Raw genomic sequence first — 19,629 nt, forward strand, 5'->3', positions numbered from 1 at the left:
CGCCGGTCAAAGGACCTTCTCGAAGAAGTGGTCCGGGTAGGGGTCGTCGTTGAAGCGGTCGATCTCCACCCAGCCCGACCGCCTGTAGAGCGCCAAGGCCTCGGGAAGGGCGCTGTTGGTATCGAGCCGCAGCGTCCGGATGCCGAGATCGCGGGCCGCGTTCTCGACGTCGTGCATCAGTCGCTTGGCGAGGCCGAGGCCTCGCGCGGCGGGATCGATCCAGAGCCGCTTGATCTCCGCCACCGGGCCGCCGCTGCCCTTGAGGCCGACGCACCCGACCGGGAGGCCATCCGCGACGGCGAGCAGGAAGGTGCCGCGCGGTCGGACCATGTCCGCCGCCTCCGGGTCGCAGGACAGGGCGACGTCGAACCCCGCGGCGAAGCGACGGCCCAGTTCGGCATAGTAGGCGTCGAGGCAGGCGCCGGCCGCCGCACCGCGCGGATCAGCTTCCGCAACGGTGATGGCGTGCTGGCCAAGCGCGAGGGCGACGCGATCCATGGCGCGCAGGAGTTCGTCGGTGTGCGGCGTGCGCTCGAGCAGGAGGGCCGCGCGGGCGTTCGACAGAGCCTCGTAGGCCTCGAATTCCCGCTCCCCCGCTGCCGTCAGCGACGCGATCCGGCGACGGGCATCGGTGGGATGCGGCGCCGTCACAACCAAGCCCTCGACCTCCAAGCTCCGCAGGAGGCGGCTCATCAGACCGGAATCGAGGCCCAGATAGGCGCGGATCTCGCCGATCTCGCTCCGCCCGGCGCCGATGACGTTCAAGACGCGCGCGACCCCGAGCGGGCGGCCTCGGCCCAGGAACGAGCTGTCGAGCGCGCCGACCTCGGCGGTGACGGCACGCGCGAACCGGCGGACGCGGGCGATATCGGGAGACGTCATTTTATCTGACTAAAGTCAGATATCGGCTGTGGTCAACCGAGGAAGTCGGAGAACCCGCCGCGGACCGCGCCGGACGCGTCGGCAGCCGACCGGGATGCGGAAGCGATCAGCGCGTCCCGCTCGTCGGCGTAACGGTAGCCCGGCGCCTCGCCGGGAAAGCCGCCGGCGGTGGCCGGGTGGGTGTAGAGTTCGGTCAGCCCGTCTGGAAGTTCGGCCAGCAGCGCCGCCACGCGGGCGGGCGTCATGGCGCCGGACCAGGCGAGGCCGAGGGTGCGATCCGGGATCAGCAGCCCGGCCTGCCGCGCGCGTACCGCGAGCAAGGCCGCCCAAGGAGCAATGTCGAGGGCGGGTCGGGGGCGGGTGCCGGGCTCGGCGCGGCGCAGGATCTCCCGCGGCTCCCGGGGCACGCGCAGGGCGCGCATCCCGAAGTCCCGGCCGATGCGCAGCACGGCCCCGGCGATCAGCGGGTGGACGTGGAAGTGCTTGTGGGCGTTGACGTGGTCCAGCTGCAGGCCGGTCGCCCGGTAGGCCTCGAACTGCGCCCGGATCTCGGCGGCGAGCTGACGGCGGGCGACGGGCTTGCGGGCGAAGTCGAGGCCCAGGCGACCCATGTCGGCGCGCATCAGGCCGGCCGCGTCGGTCAGGTCGGGCAGGTCCGCGGCGGGAAGGGTGGGCCACGCCTCCACGAGGACGAGGTGAAGCCCGACCCGAAGGGACGGCATCCGTCGAGCCCGCGCCACGGCGTCGGCGGCGGCCGGCGCCGAGACCATCAGGCTCGCCGCCGTGAGGATCCCGTCGCGATGGGCCTGCTCGACGGCCTCGTTGACCTCGGGGCTCAGCCCGAAATCATCCGCGGTAACGACCAGACGCTTCACGGTAACCTCGTAACGGGTGTCGAGAGGGCGTGCCCTCTCGCGGGTCCAGGGCGGAGCCCTGGAAGAGGCGCGGGGCTCTGCCCCGCGCTCCTTGCCGGGGCCGTGGGCCCCGGACCCCTGACTTACGCCGCCTTGGCGGTGCCCTGACGCTCCTTGAGGAAGCGGTAGAACTCGACGCCCTCGCGCAGGCGGCGCTTCATCATGTCGGGCGAGCGCACCATCTCGCTGACGATCGAGGCGATCTTCGGCGCCCGGAAGTAGAACTTCTTGTAGAACTCCTCGACCGAGGTGAAGATCTCGGTGTGCGAGAGGTGCGGGTAGTGCAGCGGCGCGACCTGCACGCCGTTCTCGTCGACCAGCTCGGCGTTCTCGATGTCGAGCCAGCCGTTCTCCACCGCCTGCTTGTACAGGAAGGTGCCCGGGTAGGGCGCCGCCAGCGAGACCTGGATCGTGTGCGGGTTGATCCGCTTCGCGAAGGCGATCGTCTCCTGGATCGTCTCCTTGGTCTCGCCCGGCAGGCCGAGGATGAAGGTGCCGTGGATGGCGATGCCGAGATCGTGGCAATCCTTGGTGAACTTCTCGGCGACCTCGACCCGCATGCCCTTCTTGATGTTGTGCAGGATGGTCTGGTTGCCGGACTCGTAGCCGACCAGCAGCAGGCGCAGGCCGTTCTCCTTGAGCACCTTCAGGGTCTCGCGCGGCACGTTCGCCTTGGCGTTGCACGACCACGTGACGCCGAGCTTGCCGAGCTCGCGGGCGATCTCCTCCGCGCGCGGGAGGTTATCGGTGAAGGTGTCGTCGTCGAAGAAGAACTCCTTGGTCTGCGGGAACTCCTTCAGGCAGTACTTGATCTCCTCGATCACGTGGGCGACCGAGCGGGTGCGGTAGGTGTGACCGCCGACCGTCTGCGGCCAGAGGCAGAAGGTGCAGCGGCTCTTGCAGCCCCGGCCCGAGTAGAACGAGATGTAGGGGTGCTTCAGGTAGCCGATGAAGTACTTCTCCATCTCCAGGTCGCGCTTGTAGACGCTGGTGACGAAGGGCAGCTGGTCCATGTCGGTCATGATCTCGCGGTCCTCGTTGTGGACCACGACACCGTTGGCGTCGCGATAGGACAGACCCTTGATCTGGGACATCGGGACGCCTTCGGCGACTTCCTTGACGGTGAAGTCGAACTCGTTGCGGGCGCAGAAATCGACCACCGGGGCCTGGGCCATCGCGCCAGCGGCGTCGACCGCGACCTTGGCGCCGATCAGGCCGGCGATGAGCTTCGGGTTGGCGGCTTTCAGCGCCTCGATCGTCTTCACGTCGGACTTGAACGACGGCACCGAGGTGTGGAGCACGACGAGGTCGAAATCGTTGGCCTGAGCCACGATCTCGGGGAGCTTGATGTTGTGCGGCGGCGCGTCGATCAGCTTCGAGTTCGGCACCAGGGCGGCCGGCTGGGCCAGCCAGGTCGGGTACCAGAACGACTTGATCTCGCGCTTGGCCTGGTAGCGGGAGCCGGCACCGCCGTCGAAACCGTCGAAGGTGGGGGCCTGGAGGAAGAGCGTGCGCATGGGGTTCAAGGCCTCAGGGCAATGCCGGGGGAGGGCGGAGGAAGTGGAAGCCGGGTTCAGCGGAGCGGCGCGCCGGCGTCAGGGCCGAGCTCGGCGTCCGGGATCAGGGTGCCATCCGCAACCACGTGATAATCGTGACCTTTCCATGTCACCGCCCCCGACATGAAGGCCCAGGCGAAGTTCAGGAAGGACAGGATGTCGCGAATCGGCAACAGTCCGTAGGGGTGCGGGGCCAGGCTGAAGGCGCGCTCCACCTGCCGGCACAGCAGGATCCGGCTCGCCAGCGCCGCCGCGGCGACCCAGAGCGCGCCCGAGCCGGCGCCCGGCAGCACGGCCCCGAGCAGGGCCAGCGGGAAGGCGTGCGTGACGATGGATCCGGCATAGCCGGCCGGATCGACGTTGCGGATCGTGCGGTTCCAGCGCAACTCGTGCTGCCAAAGGCCGGACAGGTCCGTGTCGACGCTGGTGTGGCCGATGGAGAAGCTCGGGATCACCACCCGGCCGCCAAGCCCGCGCAGGGCCGCCCCGATCGCGTAATCGTCCGCCAGGTCGTCGCGGAAGCTGCGGAAGCCGCCCACCGCGTCGAGGCTCGCCCGGGTGAACGCGATGGTGGAGCCGAAGCAGGGCTTCGCCAGACCGAGGCTCAGGCCCATCACGACGTTGGGCAGGAAGTGGGTGTCGATCGCCAGCGTCGAGAGCTGGTCGTAGAGGCCGCGATAGGCGGGTACGCCGTGATAGAGGCAGGTCACGCCCGAGACCCCGTCCTGCGACAGCTCCGCGACGAGGCGCTCCAGGTAGTCGGGCCGGACCAGCATGTCGCTGTCGGCCAGCACCACCACGTCGTGCGCGATCCGCTCGGCCATGTTGATCAGGTTGGAGACCTTGCGGTTCGAGCCGTGCTGGCGGCCGTCGATCACCAGGTCGATGCGGGCGGCGGGATAGGCCTGCCGCAGCCGATCGACCACGCCGATCGCAGGATCGTTGGTCTTCTGGACACCGAAGATCACCTGGACCGGGCCGGCGTAATCCTGGCGCAGCACGGTCTCGAGATTCTCGTAGAGATACGGCTCCAGGCCGCAGAGCGGCTTGAGCACGGTCACCGAGGGCCGGGGCGCACCGGGGGCGAGTTGCGGCACGGCCTGGGCCGCGTAGCGGCCGGCGCAAAAGGCAGCGGCCAGACTGTAGAGGCAGCCGGCCGCCGCCAGGATCAGGCAGATCAGCGACAGCCACGAGAGCCCGTTCAGCGCCAGCGAGGAGAGATCCATCCGGTCGGGTCCGTGCGATCGTCGGCCGCATCAGGCGGCGGTGGCCGCGAACGGCCGGCTTGGTTCGGCACCTTGGACGGCGCTGGTTACGGCGTTGGCTTGGCGGCCAGCATGCCGTCGGCCCGCTGGCGGAGAAACTTGACGACCCCGTCGGCCCCGCCGGATTTCAGCGGCGCGGAGAGCGCGTTGCGCTGGGCGGCGACCTCGCTCACGTCACCGTTGAGCAGGACGTCCTGGATGCGGTTGCTGGCGTTGACGACGAAGTCGACCTCGGAATCGTCGCCGTCCGACGCGGTGACACGGGTCGCGACCACGCGCTGGGCACCGCGCTCCTCGACCTTGGGGGTCACGTCGAACTTGCCGCCGGCCGCGCGGGCCAGCCGGTTGGCGTAGGTCACGGTCAGGCTGCGCTTGAACGCCTCGATGACCGCCGCCTGCTGCTCCGGCGTGAAGCTCGACCACTTCGCGCCCACGGCGATGCGGGTCATGGCGGGGAAGTCGAACGCCTTGTCGAGGGCCGGCCCGACCGCGTCGACCCGCGCGGGCAGGGGACCGGGGCCGTCCTTCAGCGCGGCCGTGAAGGCAGCGTAGAGGTCGCGCACAGTCTGAACGGCCGGATCGTCCGCAGCCCATGACGGGACCGGGACGAGCAGGGGCGCGGCGATGAGAGCGGCCGCGAGGCGACGGGTCAGGCGCACTTCTTCAACTCCTCGCCGTCACCGAGCCGCGCGCCCATCCGGGGCGGCGCGTAGCTGTAGAACGGCCCAAGCGTGACCGGCTGCGCGACTCTCTTGGCCTTGCGCCCGGCTTCCGCCTCCGGCGCATCCTCCTCGTCCGGCGCCTCGGCCCGGATCCTGGCCTCGATCCGATGCCAGAGCAGCAGGCTCGGGAGCCCGACGCCGAGATCGGCGAAGCGCTTGACCAACGACAGGGCGAGCGCCGCTTCCGCCGGGATGTCGAACAGGCCGCATAGGGCGATCAGGCCGCCTTCCTGGGCGCCGAGGGCGCCGGGCACCGCGAAGGCCGCGCCGCGCACCGCCTGAGCGAGGCTCTCGATCATCAGCGCCTGGGCGAAATCGATGGGATAGCCCATGAAGCGCAGACAGACGTAGACTTCGAGAGTTCCGATCACCCAGCCGACGAAGTGAACCGCCAGCGCGAACGCGAAGCGGCCGCGATTGCCGTAGAGCCGACGCAGGCTGTCGTAGAGCTGGTCGATGGCGCCGAAGGCCCGCCACTCGCGCCCGGAGGCGAAGCGGCTGAGCAGGCCCTGGATGAGCCGGTGCCCGGCCCGGCGCTGGATTAGGTAGAAGGCGCCGAGCGCCGGCACCGCCAGGGCCAGACCGCCCTCGACGGTCCGGGCGATCGGCCCGTCGCCGCAGATCATGACCAGCAGGGCCAGGCCGAGGACCGTGAACAGAAGCTGCGTCAGGGCCTGCGTCATCAGGTCGACGAACATGCTTGCACCGGCGAGCGCGCCGGTGACGCCGCGCTTGGCGAGGAGGCGCGCGCCCACGAAGTCGCCGCCGACGGTGGCGACGGGCAGGAGGGTGTTGATGCCCTCGCGCACGAACCGGAGCGAGACGCAGTCGGCGAGCTTGGCCGCCCCGGCCGGAAACACCACGTACCAGCCGAGGCCCGCCCAGGCGACGGCCACGAGGCGGGCCGCCACCACCAGGGCGGCGCCCCAGCCGGCACTCACGACGGCGGCCGACACGTCCTCAAGGCCGGAGGACATGAACAGGCCGACGACCGTGCAGAGACCGGCGATCGAGGCCAGGGTCGTCAGGCGCTTCATTGTCGTCTTTCAAGCTCGCAAAAGGCTTGATGCGGGAAATCGGTCACGGTCGCGGCAGAAATAGGTCCGCCGGGCCGGGAACGTTTCTGTCACGTTGCAGCACGGATTAGCGGTGTCTATCACCCGTTTGACACACCGGGGGCCAAAGCGGCGGCGGGGCTGAGGAGCCTACGCAGAAGGCCGCGGCTCGTCGCAGAAGGGGCACACGTCATGGAGCGCGAATCACCGATCACGGCCCTGGAGGCCGTGACCGACGACACGCATGCCGGCGGCCTCCCGGGTGGAACAGGACCGGGCGTGCCGGCTCCGCAATCTCCGGTGATGGCCTGGAACGAGTGGGATCCGCTGGAGGAGGTGATCGTGGGCTCGCTCGACGGCGCCACGATCCCGACCCACCATCTCACGGTGATCTTCAACCTGCCGCGCGCCGCGCAGCCGTTCTACCGGCTGGCGAGCGGCTGGAAATACCCGACGTTCATGAAGAAGCTCGCCCAGGCCGAGCTCGACAACTTCATCACCATCCTGGCCGGCGAGGGCGTGAAGGTCCGCCGCCCCGACGCGGTGGACTTCTCCAAGAAGTTCAAGGCGCCGCGCTGGACCTCCCGGGGCTTCTGCGTCGCGTGCCCGCGCGACCCGTACCTCGTCATCGGCGACGAGATCATCGAGAGCCCGATGTGCTGGCGCTCGCGCTACTTCGAGGGCGATGCCTACCGGTCGCTGTTCAAGGAATATTTCCGCGCCGGCGCCCGCTGGACCTCGGCGCCGCGTCCGCAGCTGACCGACGATCTCTACAACTACGATTACCGGGTGCCGAACCTGAAGGCCGGCGAGCCCATGCAGTTCACCGTCAACGAGTTCGAGCCGGTCTTCGACGCCGCCGACTTCGTCCGCTGCGGCCGCGACCTGTTCGTCACCCGCTCCAACGTGACCAACCTGATGGGCATCGAGTGGCTGCGCCGCCACCTCGGCCCGGGCTTCCGCATCCACGAGATCGAGAGCCGCTGCCCGCAACCGATGCACATCGACTCGTCGTTCATGCCGCTGGCTCCCGGCAAGGTGCTGGTGAACCCGGACTACGTCGACGTCGAGAAGCTGCCGGCCGTGCTCAAGAAGTGGGACGTGCTGATCGCCCCGCGCCCCGACCCGGTCGAGGGCTTCATGAGCAAGATCTCGATGTGCTCGCCCTGGACCTCGATCAACGTCCTGGCGATCACCGAGAAGAAGATCGTCGTCGACCAGAGCCAGCCGACGCTGATCAAGGCGCTCAAGGACTGGGGCTTCGACCCGATCCCGGCGCCGTTCCTCAGCTACGGCCCGTTCGGCGGCTCGTTCCACTGCGCGACCCTCGACGTGCGGCGCCGGGGCGTGCTGAAGTCGTACTTCTAGGAGTCGACCGTCATTCCGGGGCCGCGGAGCGGAGCCCGGAATCCAAAAAGCACCGGTGGCGCGAGACCGTGCGCCGCCGGCGGTAACGGCGACCGGCTCGCCTGCGGCACCCCGGACAGACGGGACGGGACGCTCAGCGCGCCGCGATCCCCTCGATCAGCGCCCGGTTGAACCCGTCCGGATCGGACATCTGCGGCGCGTGGCCGAGTTCGGGGAACTCCACGAGCCGCGCCCCCGGGATCGCCTTGGCGGCTTCCTTGCCGAGTTCGGGATAGTTTCCGAGCTTCGGCCGCAGCTCCGCCGGGGCGAGATCCTTGCCGATCGCCGTGTTGTCCTTCTGGCCGATCAGCAGCAGGGTCGGCACCGCGATCTGCGGGAAGCGGTAGACCACCGGCTCGGTGACGATCATGTCGTAGACGAGCGCCGAATCCCAGGCGACCGCCTCCTTGCCGGGCCCGTTGTTGAGGCCAGCGAGCATCGTCACCCAAGGCTCGTAGCGAGGCTCCCATCGGCCCGCGTAGTAGGTCGCGGTCTCGTAGGCGCGGATCGATTCGGCCGAGGTCTTCAGCTCGCGCTGGTACCATTGCGCCAGGGAGATCGGCGGCAGGCCCTTGGCGCTCCAGTCCTCCAGACCGACCGGATTGACCAGCACGAGCTGCTCGACCGCCTTCGGGTAGAGCAGGGCGTAGTGCGCGGCGAGCATGCCGCCCGTGGAATGGCCGACCAGGACTGGGCGCTCGATCCCGAGCTTGCCGAGGAGCGCGTGGGTGTTCTCGGCGAGCTGCCGGAAGCTGAACTGGTAGGCGGCCGGCTTGCTCGACTTGCAGAAGCCGATCTGGTCCGGCGCGATCACCCGGTATCCGGCCGCGCTGAGCGCGCGGATCTGGCTCTCCCAAGTCGCGGCGCAGAAGTTCTTGCCGTGAAGCAGCACCGCGGTGCGCCCGTTCGGCGTCGCGGCCGGCACGTCGAGATAGGCCATCTGCAGTGGCTGGCGCTGCGACGTGAAGGTGTAGCGCTCCACCGGGAACGGATAGGCGAAGCCTTCGAGTTCCGGCCCGTAGGCCGGCTGCGGCAGCGGCTCGGCCGCGCCGGGGCCGGTCAGGGCCAGCGCCAGCAGGAGGGCGGGGAGGGCGGTTCGGAGCATGGGCTTCATCGGAGCCTGTTCTGCGCGCGGCGCGCAGTGCCGCGCCGCCTGCCCAGATCGGGCATCCGGGTCGCCCTGTCCATGCGCCACCGCCATGTGCCACCACCATGCGAAGCCGGCATCCGCCGCGGTGCGGCTTCGCGGTTCGGCGCGCCCGCGCTATCTCGGGCCTCCCGACCTGTCCTGCCGCGGATGTCCCGATGCTGCGCCACTCCGTCTTGACCGTCCTTGCCGGCGCCCTCGTCCTCAGTCCGGCTCAGGCCCACGCAGCCGATGCCTGCGACGCGCTCACCGCGCGGGTGATCCGCACCACCGGGGCGTCGCTGGCCGGACGGGCCGGGCCGGTCGCGGTGTTCCGGGCGCAGGACGCCGAGCGGATGAGCCTCGATTGCCGCGCCCCGGCGCGGATCACCGTGGCCTCCCTCGACCGGGAGCCGCCGCCCGCCTACTTCGTGCTGATCGGCCGCGCGGCCCGGGCGCTCGCCGGGGCGGATCCCGCCGTCGCCGAGGTGCTGGCGCTCAACCTCCACCAGGCCAGCCTGCTCGCGAGCGCGCCGCAGCGCGGCGGCACCGGCCGCGCTCTGATGCTGTGCGAGACCGGCCCGCGCACCGACGCGCTCCGGGAGGATCTCACGGTCTGCCGGATTGCGCCCCGCGCCGGGCTTTCGCGGATCCGCCGCGCGGGCTAGACCGCGCGCATGTCGAATCTCGAGACACACGGCGCCGTCGTCCAGGTCGGCGGCACGCGCTTCGCCAACCATCTGCCGCTGGCGTTGATCGCCGGCCCCTGCCAGCTCGAAGGGCGGAGCCACGCCCTGGAGATCGCTGCCGCCCTCAAGGAGATGGCCGCAGGTCTGGGGCTCGGCCTCGTGTTCAAGGCCTCGTTCGACAAGGCCAACCGCACCTCCGGCAGCGCGGCCAGAGGCGTCGGCCTCGACGAGGCGCTGCCAGTCTTCGCGGAGATCCGCGAGAGCCTGGGTCTGCCGGTGCTGACCGACGTGCACGCCGCCGAGCAATGCGCCCGCGCCGCCGAGGCCGTGGACGTGCTCCAGATCCCGGCCTTCCTGTGCCGCCAGACCGACCTGCTCCTGGCCGCGGCCGCCACCGGCCGGGCGGTCAATATCAAGAAGGGCCAGTTCCTGGCGCCCTGGGACATGAAGCACGTCGCCGCCAAGGTGACAGAGGCGGGCAACCCCAACGTCATCGTAACCGAGCGGGGGGCCTCCTTCGGCTACAACACCCTGGTCTCGGACATGCGCAGCCTGCCGATCATGGCGCAGGTGACGCGGGGCGCACCGGTGGTGTTCGACGCCACCCACTCCGTGCAGCAGCCCGGCGGGCAGGGGGCGAGTTCCGGCGGCCAGCGGGAATTCGTGTCCGTCCTGGCCCGGGCCGCCGTGGCCGTCGGCGTCGCGGGCGTCTTCATCGAGACCCACCCCGACCCGGACCGGGCGCCCTCCGACGGCCCGAACATGGTCGCCCTGAAGGACATGCCGGCCCTGCTCGAGGACCTTCTCGCCTTCGACCGGATCGCCAAGCGCCGGGCAGGGTGACGGGTCAGGCGCCGACGGGCTCCAGAACGTGGATGCGCAGGGGCTGGACGAGGCCGTAGGACCCGTCGGCCCCGCGCTCGGCCGCCTGCAGGAACGCGTCCTCCACGATAGCGCGCCGCGCCCGGATCGTCGCCTCGCGGGCGGGATCCACCGTGCTGACCCGGGCCAGGAAGGCGTCGAAAGACGCGAAGCTCTCCCGGCGTGCGACGGTCACCTCGCGGCGGCACGCGAAGGTGTTTTGGCTCAAGGCACGTGCGATCGCGGCCTGAGCGCCCGCGCGGACGGCACTCTCGTCCTCGATCGGCCGCAGAGCCTCGTAGAAGCTGCCCTCCGCCAGCGGTTCCACCACCACGAGGACGCCGCCCGGCACCAGCACGCGCGCGGCTTCGGACAGCGCGCCGGCGGGGTTCGGGACATGATGCAGGGCGTTGAACATCACGGCCCCGTCGAAGCTTCCGTCCGGAAACGGCAGGGCCTCGCCCGAGGCCGCCTCAAACCGCGCGGCCGGCACGGCGGCCCGGGCCTTGGCGAGCGCCGCCTCGCCGGGGTCGATCCCGGTGACCGCCCCCCCATCCTCGGCCAGCCGCTTCGCCAAGGTTCCCGCGCCGCACCCGATATCGAGGATGCGCTTGCCCAGCAGCGGCGCGAGTGTGTCCCGGATCAGACTCAAGGCATCCATCGGTCGCTCCTTCCGATCAGGCGTAGCATAGCCACAGTAGGGCGGCCGGAGATTTCGACGCCCAGGACCGGCTGGACGTCCCGAGGCAGGACTGGTGCCCTGACGGCCGGGATGATGCAGCCGGAATAGGAAAAAGGGGCCACAAGCTTTCCAGCCGTCCAAGAGGCCGAACGGTCAAGCTCTACCCAAAGGGCCGTCTCGGCCAGGATAATGAACCACTGTTCATAATCCGACATGTGTGTGCGCGCGCACGGCAAGACCTGCCGAAACTTGGAACTGTCCCGGTGCGGCCACGTTATTGGGCATGTTCGATCGAGGATCGAGAAGGAACATTATGCGCAAGATCGGTATCATCGCCACTGCTGCCGCCCTCGCCATCGGCAGCGTCGCCGCCACCACGGGCGCCGAGGCGCGTCCCTACGGCTACCACGGCGGGTATGGCGGCTATCACGGTGGCTACTACCGCGGCCGTCGCGGCATCGGCACCGGCGCCGCGATCGGCCTCGGTATCGCTGGCCTTGCGGCTGGTGCGATCGCCGCTGGCGCTGCGCGCGACAGCTACTACGGCGGTGGGTACGGCTACGCCCCGTCCTACGGCTACGGCTACGCCCCGGTCTACGGCGGCGGCTACGGCTACGCGGCCCCGGGCTACGGCTACTACGGCTACGGCTACTAAGATCTGAGATCCGGACGGATCAGGGGCGACCGGCGCGAGCCGGTCGCCCTTTTTCGTGGCCGCTCCGCAACCATCCTGTCGCAGCGCGCCAGGATCGGATGACGGTGCATCCGGCCTGAACGAGCCAGGGGTCGTTTACCGCCCGCGATAAGGCGGGACGCCCGGATCCGACAGCCAGGCGTTCTTCGGCAACTCGCCCGTCTGCCAGAACACGTCGATCGGGATGCCGCCGCGGGGGTACCAGAACCCGCCGATCCGCAGGTAGCGCGGCTCCAGGAGGTCGCGGAGCCGCTTGCCGATCGCCACCGTGCAATCCTCGTGGAACGCGCCGTGGTTGCGGAACGACCCGAGGTAGAGCTTCAGCGACTTCGATTCCACGAGCCAGTCACCCGGCACGTAGTCGATCACCAGGATCGCGAAATCCGGCTGGCCGGTGACCGGGCAGATCGAGGTGAATTCGGGCGCGGTGAAGCGGGCGACGTAGTCGGTATCCGCGTGCGGGTTCGGGACCCGGTCGAGCCGCGCCTCCTCGGGAGAGGTCGGGAAGGGCGTCGGCTGGCCGAGCTGGAGATCGCTGGAGGTCGTCATGAGGCGCATATAAAGCGCGTCGCGGCCGCGCGCATCCGTCTGATCCGCGGCGCTTTCTCCGGCGGATCGGTCGCCGCGCGGGGCGCCCCGGCGCTTGCCGCCGGCCGCGGCTTGACGGATAAGCCGCCGCGATGCGCCGCACCCTCTGATTTGGGTGCGGCCGCCGACCCGCGGCCCCCGCGAGAGGACGTTCCATGACCGCGATCACCAATATCAGCGCCCGCGAGATCCTCGACAGCCGCGGCAACCCCACGGTCGAGGTCGACGTCATCCTGGAGGACGGCTCCTTCGGCCGCGCCGCGGTCCCCTCGGGCGCGTCCACGGGCGCCCACGAGGCGGTGGAGCTGCGCGACGGCGACAAGAACCGCTTCCTCGGCAAGGGCGTCCTGAAGGCGGTCGAGGCGGCCCAGACCGAGATCCTCGACGCGATCGGCGGCATGGAGGCCGAGGATCAGGTCGGGGTCGACGAGGCGATGATCGAGCTCGACGGCACGCCCAACAAGGCGCGGCTCGGCGCCAACGCGATCCTGGGCGTATCGCTGGCGGTGGCCAAGGCCGCGGCCGAGGCCTCCGGCCTGCCGCTCTACCGCTATGTCGGCGGCGTGCAGGGCCGGGTGCTGCCGGTGCCGATGATGAACATCATCAACGGCGGCGCCCATGCCGACAACCCGATCGACTTCCAGGAATTCATGATCATGCCGGTGGGCGCCGACTCGATCGCCGAGGCCGTGCGCATGGGCTCCGAGGTGTTCCACACCCTCAAGAGCAAGCTCAAGAAGGCCGGCCACAACACCAATGTCGGCGACGAGGGCGGCTTCGCCCCGAACCTGCCGTCGGCCGAGGCCGCCCTCGATTTCGTGATGGACGCGATCAGCGCCGCCGGCTTCAAACCGGGCCAGGACATGGCGCTCGCCCTCGACTGCGCCGCCACCGAGTTCTTCAAGGACGGCGCCTACGCGTACGAGGGCGAGGGGAAGACCCGCACCATCGAGGCGCAGGTCGACTACCTCGCGCAGCTCGTCGCCACCTACCCGATCGTCTCCATCGAGGACGGCATGTCGGAGGATGACTGGGCCGGCTGGAAGCTCCTGACCGACAAGATCGGCGACCGCTGCCAGCTCGTCGGCGACGACCTGTTCGTCACCAACGTCGAGCGCCTGTCCCGCGGCATCGCGGAGGGCACGGCCAACTCGATCCTGATCAAGGTCAACCAGATCGGCTCGCTCACCGAGACCCTGGCGGCGGTCGATATGGCCCAGCGCGCCGGATACACCGCTGTGATGTCGCACCGCTCGGGTGAGACCGAGGACTCGACCATCGCGGATCTCGCGGTCGCCACCAATTGCGGGCAGATCAAGACCGGCTCGCTCGCCCGCTCGGACAGACTGGCCAAGTACAACCAGCTGATCCGCATCGAGGAGGGCCTGGGCCCGCAGGCGCTCTACGCCGGCCCGTCGGCGCTCAAGCAGCTCGCCCGCCGCTGATCCGGCGGATCCTGCTGGCCGGCCTGCTCGGTGTCGGAGCGGCCGGCCCCGTCCGCGCGGACCCGCTCTGCGACGGCGCCCGTCCGACGCTCAGCGCGCAGCTGCTGTTCGGCCTATCGCGGCCGGATGGCGGCCGCGTCTCGGAGAGGGCCTTCGACCGGTTCCTGGCCGAGCGGATCACCCCCAGCTTCCCGGACGGGCTGACGGTCTTCGCCGGCCGGGGCCAGTGGCGCGGACCGAGCGGACGGATCGTCCACGCGGCCGCCCGGATCGTCCTGATCATCACAGCACCGACGCCCGAGGCCGTGGCGGCCCTGCGTGAGATCCAGGAGGCCTATCGGCGCCGCTTCGCGCAGGGCGCGGTCGGACTGGTGCTGCAGCGGAGCTGCGCGCTGTTCTGAGGGTGGCGGCGCTTTGCCCCGTCATTCCGGGCTCCGCTGCACGGCCCTGGAATGACGACGCGCCTCAGGTCCTCGCCGCACCGGACGGCTCCCCGGGAACGGTCCAGACCCGCATCGGTCGCGACAGGCCGCGCAACTCGATCGTCCCGACCGGCTCCAGCGGCCGCGCGCAACGCTTGGCGAAGGCCTCCGAGACCAGCAGTTCGTGGCCGAGCACCGCGCACTGGCTCTCGATCCGGCTCGCCTCGTTCACCGCCCGCCCGATAATGGTGAAGTCGAGCCGCCGCTCAGTCCCGACATTGCCGTAGATCACCGTCCCGAAATGCACGACGCATTCGGCCGCGAGTTCGGGCAGACCCTCCGCGCGGCGGCGAGCATTGAGCGCCGCGTTGGCGGCGAGCCCTTCGGTTGCGGCCTCCAGGGCATCGCCGCAGATCGAGCAGGGGAGGGCGTCGGCCTCGGGAATCGGGAAGATCGCCAGGAACCCGTCCCCGAGGAATTTCAGGATCTCGCCGCCGTGCCGCGCCACCGGGTCGCCGAGGGCGTCGAAATGCTCGTTGAGCCATGCGACCATGTCGGCCGGGTCAACCCGGTCGGCCAGAGCCGTGAAGCCGCGCAGATCCGTCAGCAGGATGGCTGCCGGTACAGCCCGTCCCTCGCCCCGCCGGATCTGGCCGTCGAGGACGCGCTCGGCGGTGGAGCGGCCGAGATAGGTCGCCGAGACTTCGCGGAACGTGTGGGCCAGCCCCATCTTGGCGATCGCCAGGGTCAGGAACGGCAGGACGCCGGCGATGGCGGACAGATGCGCGTCGGTGAAGCCGGCGGCCGCGCGGGTGCAGAACGAGACCGCGATGCCGCGCAGGGCGGTACCAGGGGCGAACGGGACGATGTGGAGCACGTAGTCGCTGCCGCCCTGGGCCCCGAGGGCCTTCAGAACCGGGAAGTCGACCGCCAGCCCGGGCGCATCGAGGCGCCAGCGGCCGAAGCTCTCGCCGCTCTCAACCAGCGCGTAGACGGGGCTCAGGAGCCAGTCGCTCTCCTCGTCGGCGCCATGAGCATTGGCCACGAAGGAGATACCCTCGCCCGCATGCCAGTTCAGGCTGACGCCGCGGAGCGTCGGGTCGAGGGCCGGGGCCATGACGCTGACTCGCCAGACGGGGATATCGGCCTCGACCAGGGCCTCGCAGAAGCCGGTCAGCAGGATGTCGTGATCGTCGGACGCCGTGGCGTGCGCGGCGATCCAGCGACCCAGATGCGTCAGGTCCATCCCTCAGGCTCGTCCTCTGCTCGTGCCGGCCGTGGCGCGTGATCGCAACGATCCATTAACCTGTCCGCGCGAGGGTCGTGCCATGGTCGTGCGCCGCCGAGTCAGAATGGTCGTGTTGCCGCTGGGTCTCTGGACCCTGTCGGCCCTCGTCGTCGGCTATTTCGTGTGGCAGGCGGAGAGTGGCAACCGCGGCCTGGAAGCCAAGAAGGCGCTCAAGATCCGCGCCTACGGCCTGTCCCAGGAACTCGCCGCCGTGAAAGCCGAGCGCGCGATCTGGGAGCACCGGGTCTCGCTCCTGAAGAGCGATCAGATCGACCGCGACCTCCTCGAGGAGCGCGCCCGGATCGTCCTCGGCCGGGTCCACGCCAACGACGTGGTCATCATCACGCCCTGAGCGTCGCCGCGCAGTATTTCCTTAGTCCCAAAGTGTCTCTGACAAGAGCGGCGTCCTGTCAGAGCGGCAGCCCTCGCTTTCCAACCGTCGCTGTCCTACACCCCCACGAAGTCGCGTGGAATCATGGGGAGTGCGCCGATGGATGCCGCCAAGGAGCCCGCCAAGGACGCCGCGTCCTCGGCTTCGCAGGCCGCGAGCCCTCAGGCCGGTAATCCTCAGGCCGCCGAGGCGCACAAGCCGGCACCGAACATGCCGCAATTCACGCGGGACGAAGATCTCCACGCCTATCACGAGATGCTGCTGATCCGGCGCTTCGAGGAGAAGGCCGGCCAGCTCTACGGCATGGGCCTGATCGGCGGCTTCTGCCACCTCTATATCGGCCAGGAGGCCGTGGTGATCGGCATGCAGATGGCCTCGGTCGAGGGCGACCAGGTCATCACCGGCTACCGCGACCACGGCCACATGCTCGCCTGCGGCATGGACCCGAAGGGCGTCATGGCCGAGCTGACCGGCCGCCGCGGCGGCTACAGCCGCGGCAAGGGCGGCTCGATGCACATGTTCAGCCGCGAGAAGCAGTTCTTCGGCGGCCACGGCATCGTCGGCGCGCAGGTCTCGCTCGGCACCGGCCTCGCCTTCGCCGACCATTACCGGGAGAACGGCAAGGTCAGCCTGACCTACATGGGCGACGGCGCCGCCAACCAGGGCCAGGTCTACGAGAGCTTCAACATGGCCGCGCTCTGGAAGCTGCCGGTCGTCTACGTGATCGAGAACAACCGCTACGCCATGGGCACCTCGGTGGCCCGGGCCTCGGCGCAGACCGACTTCTCGAAGCGCGGCCTCTCCTTCGGCATCCCGGGCGAGCAGGTCGACGGCATGGACGTCCGCACCGTCCGCGAGGCCGCGACCCGGGCGATCGAGCACGCCCGAACCGGCCAGGGTCCGTACATCCTGGAGATGCAGACCTACCGCTATCGCGGCCACTCCATGTCCGATCCGGCCAAGTACCGGACCAAGGACGAGGTCTCCAAGATGCGCGACGAGCACGACCCGATCGAGATGGTGCGCAAGCGCCTGCTCGAGCTGCACGGCGTGCCGGAGGCCGATCTGAAGGCCACCGACGCCAAGGTCCGCGAGACGGTCAACGCCTCGGCCGAGTTCGCCACCAACGATCCCGAGCCGGATCCCTCCGAGCTCTGGACCGACATCCTCCTGGACGCGCACGCCTGAGCGCGGACGACAAAGCTGGCCGCCCCCTAACGAAAAGACGACCGCAGAGCTGAGCATGGCGACCGACATCCTGATGCCCGCCCTCTCGCCCACCATGGAGGAGGGCAAGCTCGCCAAGTGGCTGAAGAAGGAGGGCGATCCGATCAAGTCCGGCGACGTGCTGGCGGAGATCGAGACCGACAAGGCCACCATGGAGGTGGAGGCGATCGACGAGGGCGTCCTCGCCAAGATCCTGATCGCGGAGGGCACCGAGGGCGTCGCGGTCAACACGCCGATCGCCGTGATCGCCGGCGAAGGCGAGGATCCGTCGAGCGTCCAGTCGGGCGGCGGCGCCAAGCCCAACGGCGCCGGCGGCCATCCGGCCCCGACCCCCGACATGCAGGCCGAGGGCATGGCCGACAAGGCAGCCCCCGCCGCGAAGACCGGCGACGACGCCCCCAAGGCGCCAGCCGGGCCAGCGGTCATCACCAACAAGGCGCAAGAGCCGGTGATGGAGGAGTTCCCGGCCGACACGCCGATGGTCACCCAGACCGTCCGCGAGGCCCTGCGGGACGCCATGGCGGAGGAGATGCGCCGCGACGGCGACGTCTTCGTCATGGGCGAGGAGGTCGCCGAGTATCAGGGCGCCTACAAGGTCACCCAGAACCTGCTGCAGGAATTCGGGCCGAAGCGCGTGGTCGACACCCCGATCACCGAGCACGGCTTCGCGGGCATCGGCGTCGGCGCGGCGCTCGCCGGCCTGAAGCCGATCGTCGAGTTCATGACCTTCAACTTCGCCATGCAGGCGATCGACCACATCATCAACTCGGCGGCAAAGACCCTGTACATGTCCGGCGGCCAGCTCGGCTGCCCGATCGTGTTCCGCGGACCCAACGGCGCCGCCGCCCGCGTCGCCGCCCAGCACAGCCACGATTATTCCGCGTGGTACTCCAACGTGCCGGGCCTCAAGGTGATCGCGCCCTACACGGCCTCCGACGCCAAGGGCCTGCTCAAGGCCGCGATTCGCGACCCGAACCCGATCATCTTCCTCGAGAACGAGATCCTGTACGGGCAGTCCTTCCCGGTGCCGAAGCTCGACGACTTCGTGCTGCCGATCGGCAAGGCCAAGATCCACCGCACCGGCAGCGACGTGACGATCGTGTCCTTCGCGATCGGCATGACCTACGCCCTCAAGGCCGCGCAGGCGCTCGCCGAGCAGGGCATCGAGGCCGAGGTGATCGACCTGCGCACGATCCGCCCGATGGACACCGAGACGGTGGTGGAATCCGTCAAGAAGACCGGCCGCTGCATCACCGTGGAGGAGGGGTTCCCGCAATCCGGCGTCGGCGCCGAGATCGTGGCCCGCCTGATGGTCGACGCCTTCGACTTCCTGGACGCCCCGGTCCTGCGCATCACCGGCAAGGACGTGCCGATGCCCTACGCGGCCAACCTCGAGAAGCTGGCGCTGCCGACGGTGGCGGAGGTCGTCGAGGCCGCCAAGAGCGTCTGCTACAAGTGACGGGCGCGCGGGCGGGACACAGGCTCCGCCCTCGTCCCGGCAGGGGTCAAGGACAAGCCGGCGCGCCATGAGCAACGACTTCGCCGAACTCGCCATCCCGCCCGACGCCCTCGAACAGGGCGGCATCGAGGTGCTGCGCGCCGCCGTGGTGGATGGCGCGGTCAGCGTCGCGCTGCGCCGCTCCTTCGACGATCCGGCGACCTGGGGCCGGCTCCTGATCGACCTCGCCCGGCAGGCGGCCCGCGCCTACGCGCTGGAGACCGACATGTCGGAGGAGGAGGCCCTGGAGCGCATCCGCGCCGGCTGGGAGGCCGAGGGGCTCGACCCCGGCGGCCTCAACTGACGATGGCGGCCAACCATGGCTGAGGCGGCTGTCCGGCAGGCGACCTACGCGGATCTGGAGGCGGTTCCGGAGCATTTCGTCGCCGAGATCATCGACGGCGTGCTGGAGACGCATCCCCGGCCGCGGCCCCGGCACGGCATTGCCGCGGCCCGGCTGTCGGGAGAGCTGGATCGGCCGTTCGCACGCGGCCGTGGTGGTCCCGGCGGATGGGTCTTCATCATCGAGCCTGAGCTTCACCTTGGATCCCAGGTGGTCGTACCCGATCTTGCGGGCTGGCGCCGCGAGCGGATGCCGACCGAACCCGAGGATGCCTTCATAGAGACGGCTCCGGATTGGGTCTGCGAGATCCTCTCGCCGTCAACGACCCGCCTCGATCGCGGGCCGAAGCGCCGGATCTATGCCGGGTCCGGCGTTGACCACCTCTGGCTGCTCGACCCGGCGGCCGGCGTACTCGAAGGCTTCGCCCTCGCAGACGGGCGCTGGGTGCTCCCCGCCACGATCCAGCGCGGCGAGACCGTGGCGCTGCCGCCCTTCGACGCCGTCCCGTTCCCCTCCAACGACCTCTTCCCCTTCGACGATCCGGCCGCCCCGGCCTTGCCCGAGACCTGATGCC

Annotated in this window: 21 protein-coding genes; 11 read left to right on the top strand and 10 right to left on the bottom strand. The window is 69.8% G+C overall.

Features of this window, described 5'->3' with window-relative positions:
- Positions 1-6 precede the first annotated feature (6 nt).
- From AC3WSN_RS04105 to AC3WSN_RS04130, 6 genes are all read right to left on the bottom strand, one after another.
- Positions 7-882 carry a bifunctional helix-turn-helix transcriptional regulator/GNAT family N-acetyltransferase gene (locus tag AC3WSN_RS04105; RefSeq protein ID WP_492536467.1) on the bottom strand — a complete coding sequence of 292 codons (876 nt, stop codon included), beginning with the start codon at positions 880-882 and terminating at the stop codon, positions 7-9.
- A gap of 32 nt (positions 883-914) precedes the next feature.
- Positions 915-1,757 carry a hopanoid biosynthesis-associated protein HpnK gene (gene hpnK / locus AC3WSN_RS04110; RefSeq protein WP_492536469.1) on the bottom strand — a complete coding sequence of 281 codons (843 nt, stop codon included), beginning with the start codon at positions 1,755-1,757 and terminating at the stop codon, positions 915-917.
- Between the two features lie 122 nt (positions 1,758-1,879).
- Complete coding sequence (gene hpnJ / locus AC3WSN_RS04115) at positions 1,880-3,313, bottom strand: hopanoid biosynthesis associated radical SAM protein HpnJ (RefSeq protein ID WP_091786244.1); 1,434 nt, start codon at positions 3,311-3,313, stop codon at positions 1,880-1,882.
- Positions 3,314-3,369: 56 nt separating this feature from the next.
- A complete protein-coding gene (gene hpnI, locus AC3WSN_RS04120; RefSeq protein WP_492536470.1) occupies positions 3,370-4,578 on the bottom strand; it encodes a bacteriohopanetetrol glucosamine biosynthesis glycosyltransferase HpnI in 1,209 nt (402 codons plus the stop codon).
- Between the two features lie 86 nt (positions 4,579-4,664).
- Positions 4,665-5,276: an MlaC/ttg2D family ABC transporter substrate-binding protein gene (locus AC3WSN_RS04125; protein ID WP_192710992.1), complete on the bottom strand. Its 612-nt coding sequence runs from the start codon at positions 5,274-5,276 to the stop codon at positions 4,665-4,667.
- The gene (locus AC3WSN_RS04130; RefSeq protein WP_238198920.1) at positions 5,267-6,376 is read right to left on the bottom strand and encodes a flippase-like domain-containing protein; all 1,110 of its coding nucleotides are present in this window, start codon (positions 6,374-6,376) and stop codon (positions 5,267-5,269) included. Before AC3WSN_RS04130 ends, AC3WSN_RS04125 begins: the two co-directional genes overlap by 10 nt.
- A 210-nt stretch (positions 6,377-6,586) precedes the next feature.
- Here AC3WSN_RS04130 and AC3WSN_RS04135 point away from each other — a divergent pair, with 210 nt between their 5' ends.
- Positions 6,587-7,762 (top strand): amidinotransferase, encoded by a 1,176-nt coding sequence (locus tag AC3WSN_RS04135; RefSeq protein WP_492536472.1) that lies wholly within the window; start codon positions 6,587-6,589, stop codon positions 7,760-7,762.
- 133 nt (positions 7,763-7,895) lie between these two features.
- Here the strand turns inward: AC3WSN_RS04135 and AC3WSN_RS04140 are convergent, their stop codons facing one another.
- Positions 7,896-8,906 carry an alpha/beta fold hydrolase gene (locus AC3WSN_RS04140; protein ID WP_492536474.1) on the bottom strand — a complete coding sequence of 337 codons (1,011 nt, stop codon included), beginning with the start codon at positions 8,904-8,906 and terminating at the stop codon, positions 7,896-7,898.
- A gap of 200 nt (positions 8,907-9,106) precedes the next feature.
- Here AC3WSN_RS04140 and AC3WSN_RS04145 point away from each other — a divergent pair, with 200 nt between their 5' ends.
- Both AC3WSN_RS04145 and kdsA read left to right on the top strand, forming a co-directional pair.
- Positions 9,107-9,595 (top strand): hypothetical protein, encoded by a 489-nt coding sequence (locus tag AC3WSN_RS04145; RefSeq protein WP_492536476.1) that lies wholly within the window; start codon positions 9,107-9,109, stop codon positions 9,593-9,595.
- Between the two features lie 9 nt (positions 9,596-9,604).
- Complete coding sequence (gene kdsA, locus AC3WSN_RS04150; protein ID WP_192710997.1) at positions 9,605-10,459, top strand: 3-deoxy-8-phosphooctulonate synthase; 855 nt, start codon at positions 9,605-9,607, stop codon at positions 10,457-10,459.
- A gap of 4 nt (positions 10,460-10,463) precedes the next feature.
- Here kdsA and AC3WSN_RS04155 read toward each other — a convergent pair whose 3' ends face one another.
- Positions 10,464-11,138 carry a class I SAM-dependent methyltransferase gene (locus AC3WSN_RS04155; RefSeq protein WP_492536478.1) on the bottom strand — a complete coding sequence of 225 codons (675 nt, stop codon included), beginning with the start codon at positions 11,136-11,138 and terminating at the stop codon, positions 10,464-10,466.
- A 334-nt stretch (positions 11,139-11,472) separates the two neighbouring features.
- Here AC3WSN_RS04155 and AC3WSN_RS04160 point away from each other — a divergent pair, with 334 nt between their 5' ends.
- Positions 11,473-11,814 carry a hypothetical protein gene (locus AC3WSN_RS04160; protein ID WP_192710999.1) on the top strand — a complete coding sequence of 114 codons (342 nt, stop codon included), beginning with the start codon at positions 11,473-11,475 and terminating at the stop codon, positions 11,812-11,814.
- 135 nt (positions 11,815-11,949) lie between these two features.
- Here AC3WSN_RS04160 and queF read toward each other — a convergent pair whose 3' ends face one another.
- The gene (queF, locus tag AC3WSN_RS04165) at positions 11,950-12,402 is read right to left on the bottom strand and encodes a preQ(1) synthase (RefSeq protein WP_492543006.1); all 453 of its coding nucleotides are present in this window, start codon (positions 12,400-12,402) and stop codon (positions 11,950-11,952) included.
- A 194-nt stretch (positions 12,403-12,596) separates the two neighbouring features.
- Between queF and eno the strand changes: the two genes are divergently transcribed.
- Together eno and AC3WSN_RS04175 are read left to right on the top strand one after the other, a co-directional pair.
- Complete coding sequence (gene eno, locus AC3WSN_RS04170; protein ID WP_192711001.1) at positions 12,597-13,886, top strand: phosphopyruvate hydratase; 1,290 nt, start codon at positions 12,597-12,599, stop codon at positions 13,884-13,886.
- Between the two features lie 104 nt (positions 13,887-13,990).
- Positions 13,991-14,287 carry a DUF3574 domain-containing protein gene (locus tag AC3WSN_RS04175; RefSeq protein ID WP_492543009.1) on the top strand — a complete coding sequence of 99 codons (297 nt, stop codon included), beginning with the start codon at positions 13,991-13,993 and terminating at the stop codon, positions 14,285-14,287.
- 64 nt (positions 14,288-14,351) lie between these two features.
- On the opposite strand, the gene AC3WSN_RS04180 is transcribed toward AC3WSN_RS04175, so the two are convergent.
- On the bottom strand, positions 14,352-15,554 hold the full coding sequence (locus tag AC3WSN_RS04180) for an adenylate/guanylate cyclase domain-containing protein (RefSeq protein ID WP_492536480.1): 1,203 nt from the start codon (positions 15,552-15,554) through the stop codon (positions 14,352-14,354).
- Positions 15,555-15,636: 82 nt separating this feature from the next.
- Between AC3WSN_RS04180 and AC3WSN_RS04185 the strand changes: the two genes are divergently transcribed.
- The 5 genes from AC3WSN_RS04185 to AC3WSN_RS04205 all read left to right on the top strand — a co-directional run bounded on the left by AC3WSN_RS04185 (position 15,637) and on the right by AC3WSN_RS04205 (position 19,625).
- Positions 15,637-15,948, top strand: coding sequence for an FtsB family cell division protein (locus tag AC3WSN_RS04185; RefSeq protein WP_192711003.1), 312 nt, complete (start codon positions 15,637-15,639; stop codon positions 15,946-15,948).
- A gap of 138 nt (positions 15,949-16,086) precedes the next feature.
- Positions 16,087-17,175 carry a pyruvate dehydrogenase (acetyl-transferring) E1 component subunit alpha gene (gene pdhA, locus AC3WSN_RS04190; RefSeq protein WP_192711004.1) on the top strand — a complete coding sequence of 363 codons (1,089 nt, stop codon included), beginning with the start codon at positions 16,087-16,089 and terminating at the stop codon, positions 17,173-17,175.
- A 55-nt stretch (positions 17,176-17,230) separates the two neighbouring features.
- The gene (locus tag AC3WSN_RS04195; RefSeq protein WP_492536482.1) at positions 17,231-18,673 is read left to right on the top strand and encodes a pyruvate dehydrogenase complex E1 component subunit beta; all 1,443 of its coding nucleotides are present in this window, start codon (positions 17,231-17,233) and stop codon (positions 18,671-18,673) included.
- 67 nt (positions 18,674-18,740) lie between these two features.
- Positions 18,741-19,016 (top strand): DUF5076 domain-containing protein, encoded by a 276-nt coding sequence (locus AC3WSN_RS04200; RefSeq protein ID WP_192711006.1) that lies wholly within the window; start codon positions 18,741-18,743, stop codon positions 19,014-19,016.
- A 15-nt stretch (positions 19,017-19,031) separates the two neighbouring features.
- The gene (locus tag AC3WSN_RS04205; RefSeq protein ID WP_492536483.1) at positions 19,032-19,625 is read left to right on the top strand and encodes a Uma2 family endonuclease; all 594 of its coding nucleotides are present in this window, start codon (positions 19,032-19,034) and stop codon (positions 19,623-19,625) included.
- The last annotated feature ends 4 nt before the right edge of the window (positions 19,626-19,629 follow it).

The sequence above is a fragment of the Methylobacterium sp. FW102-HT35C08 genome (genome assembly GCF_058790235.1).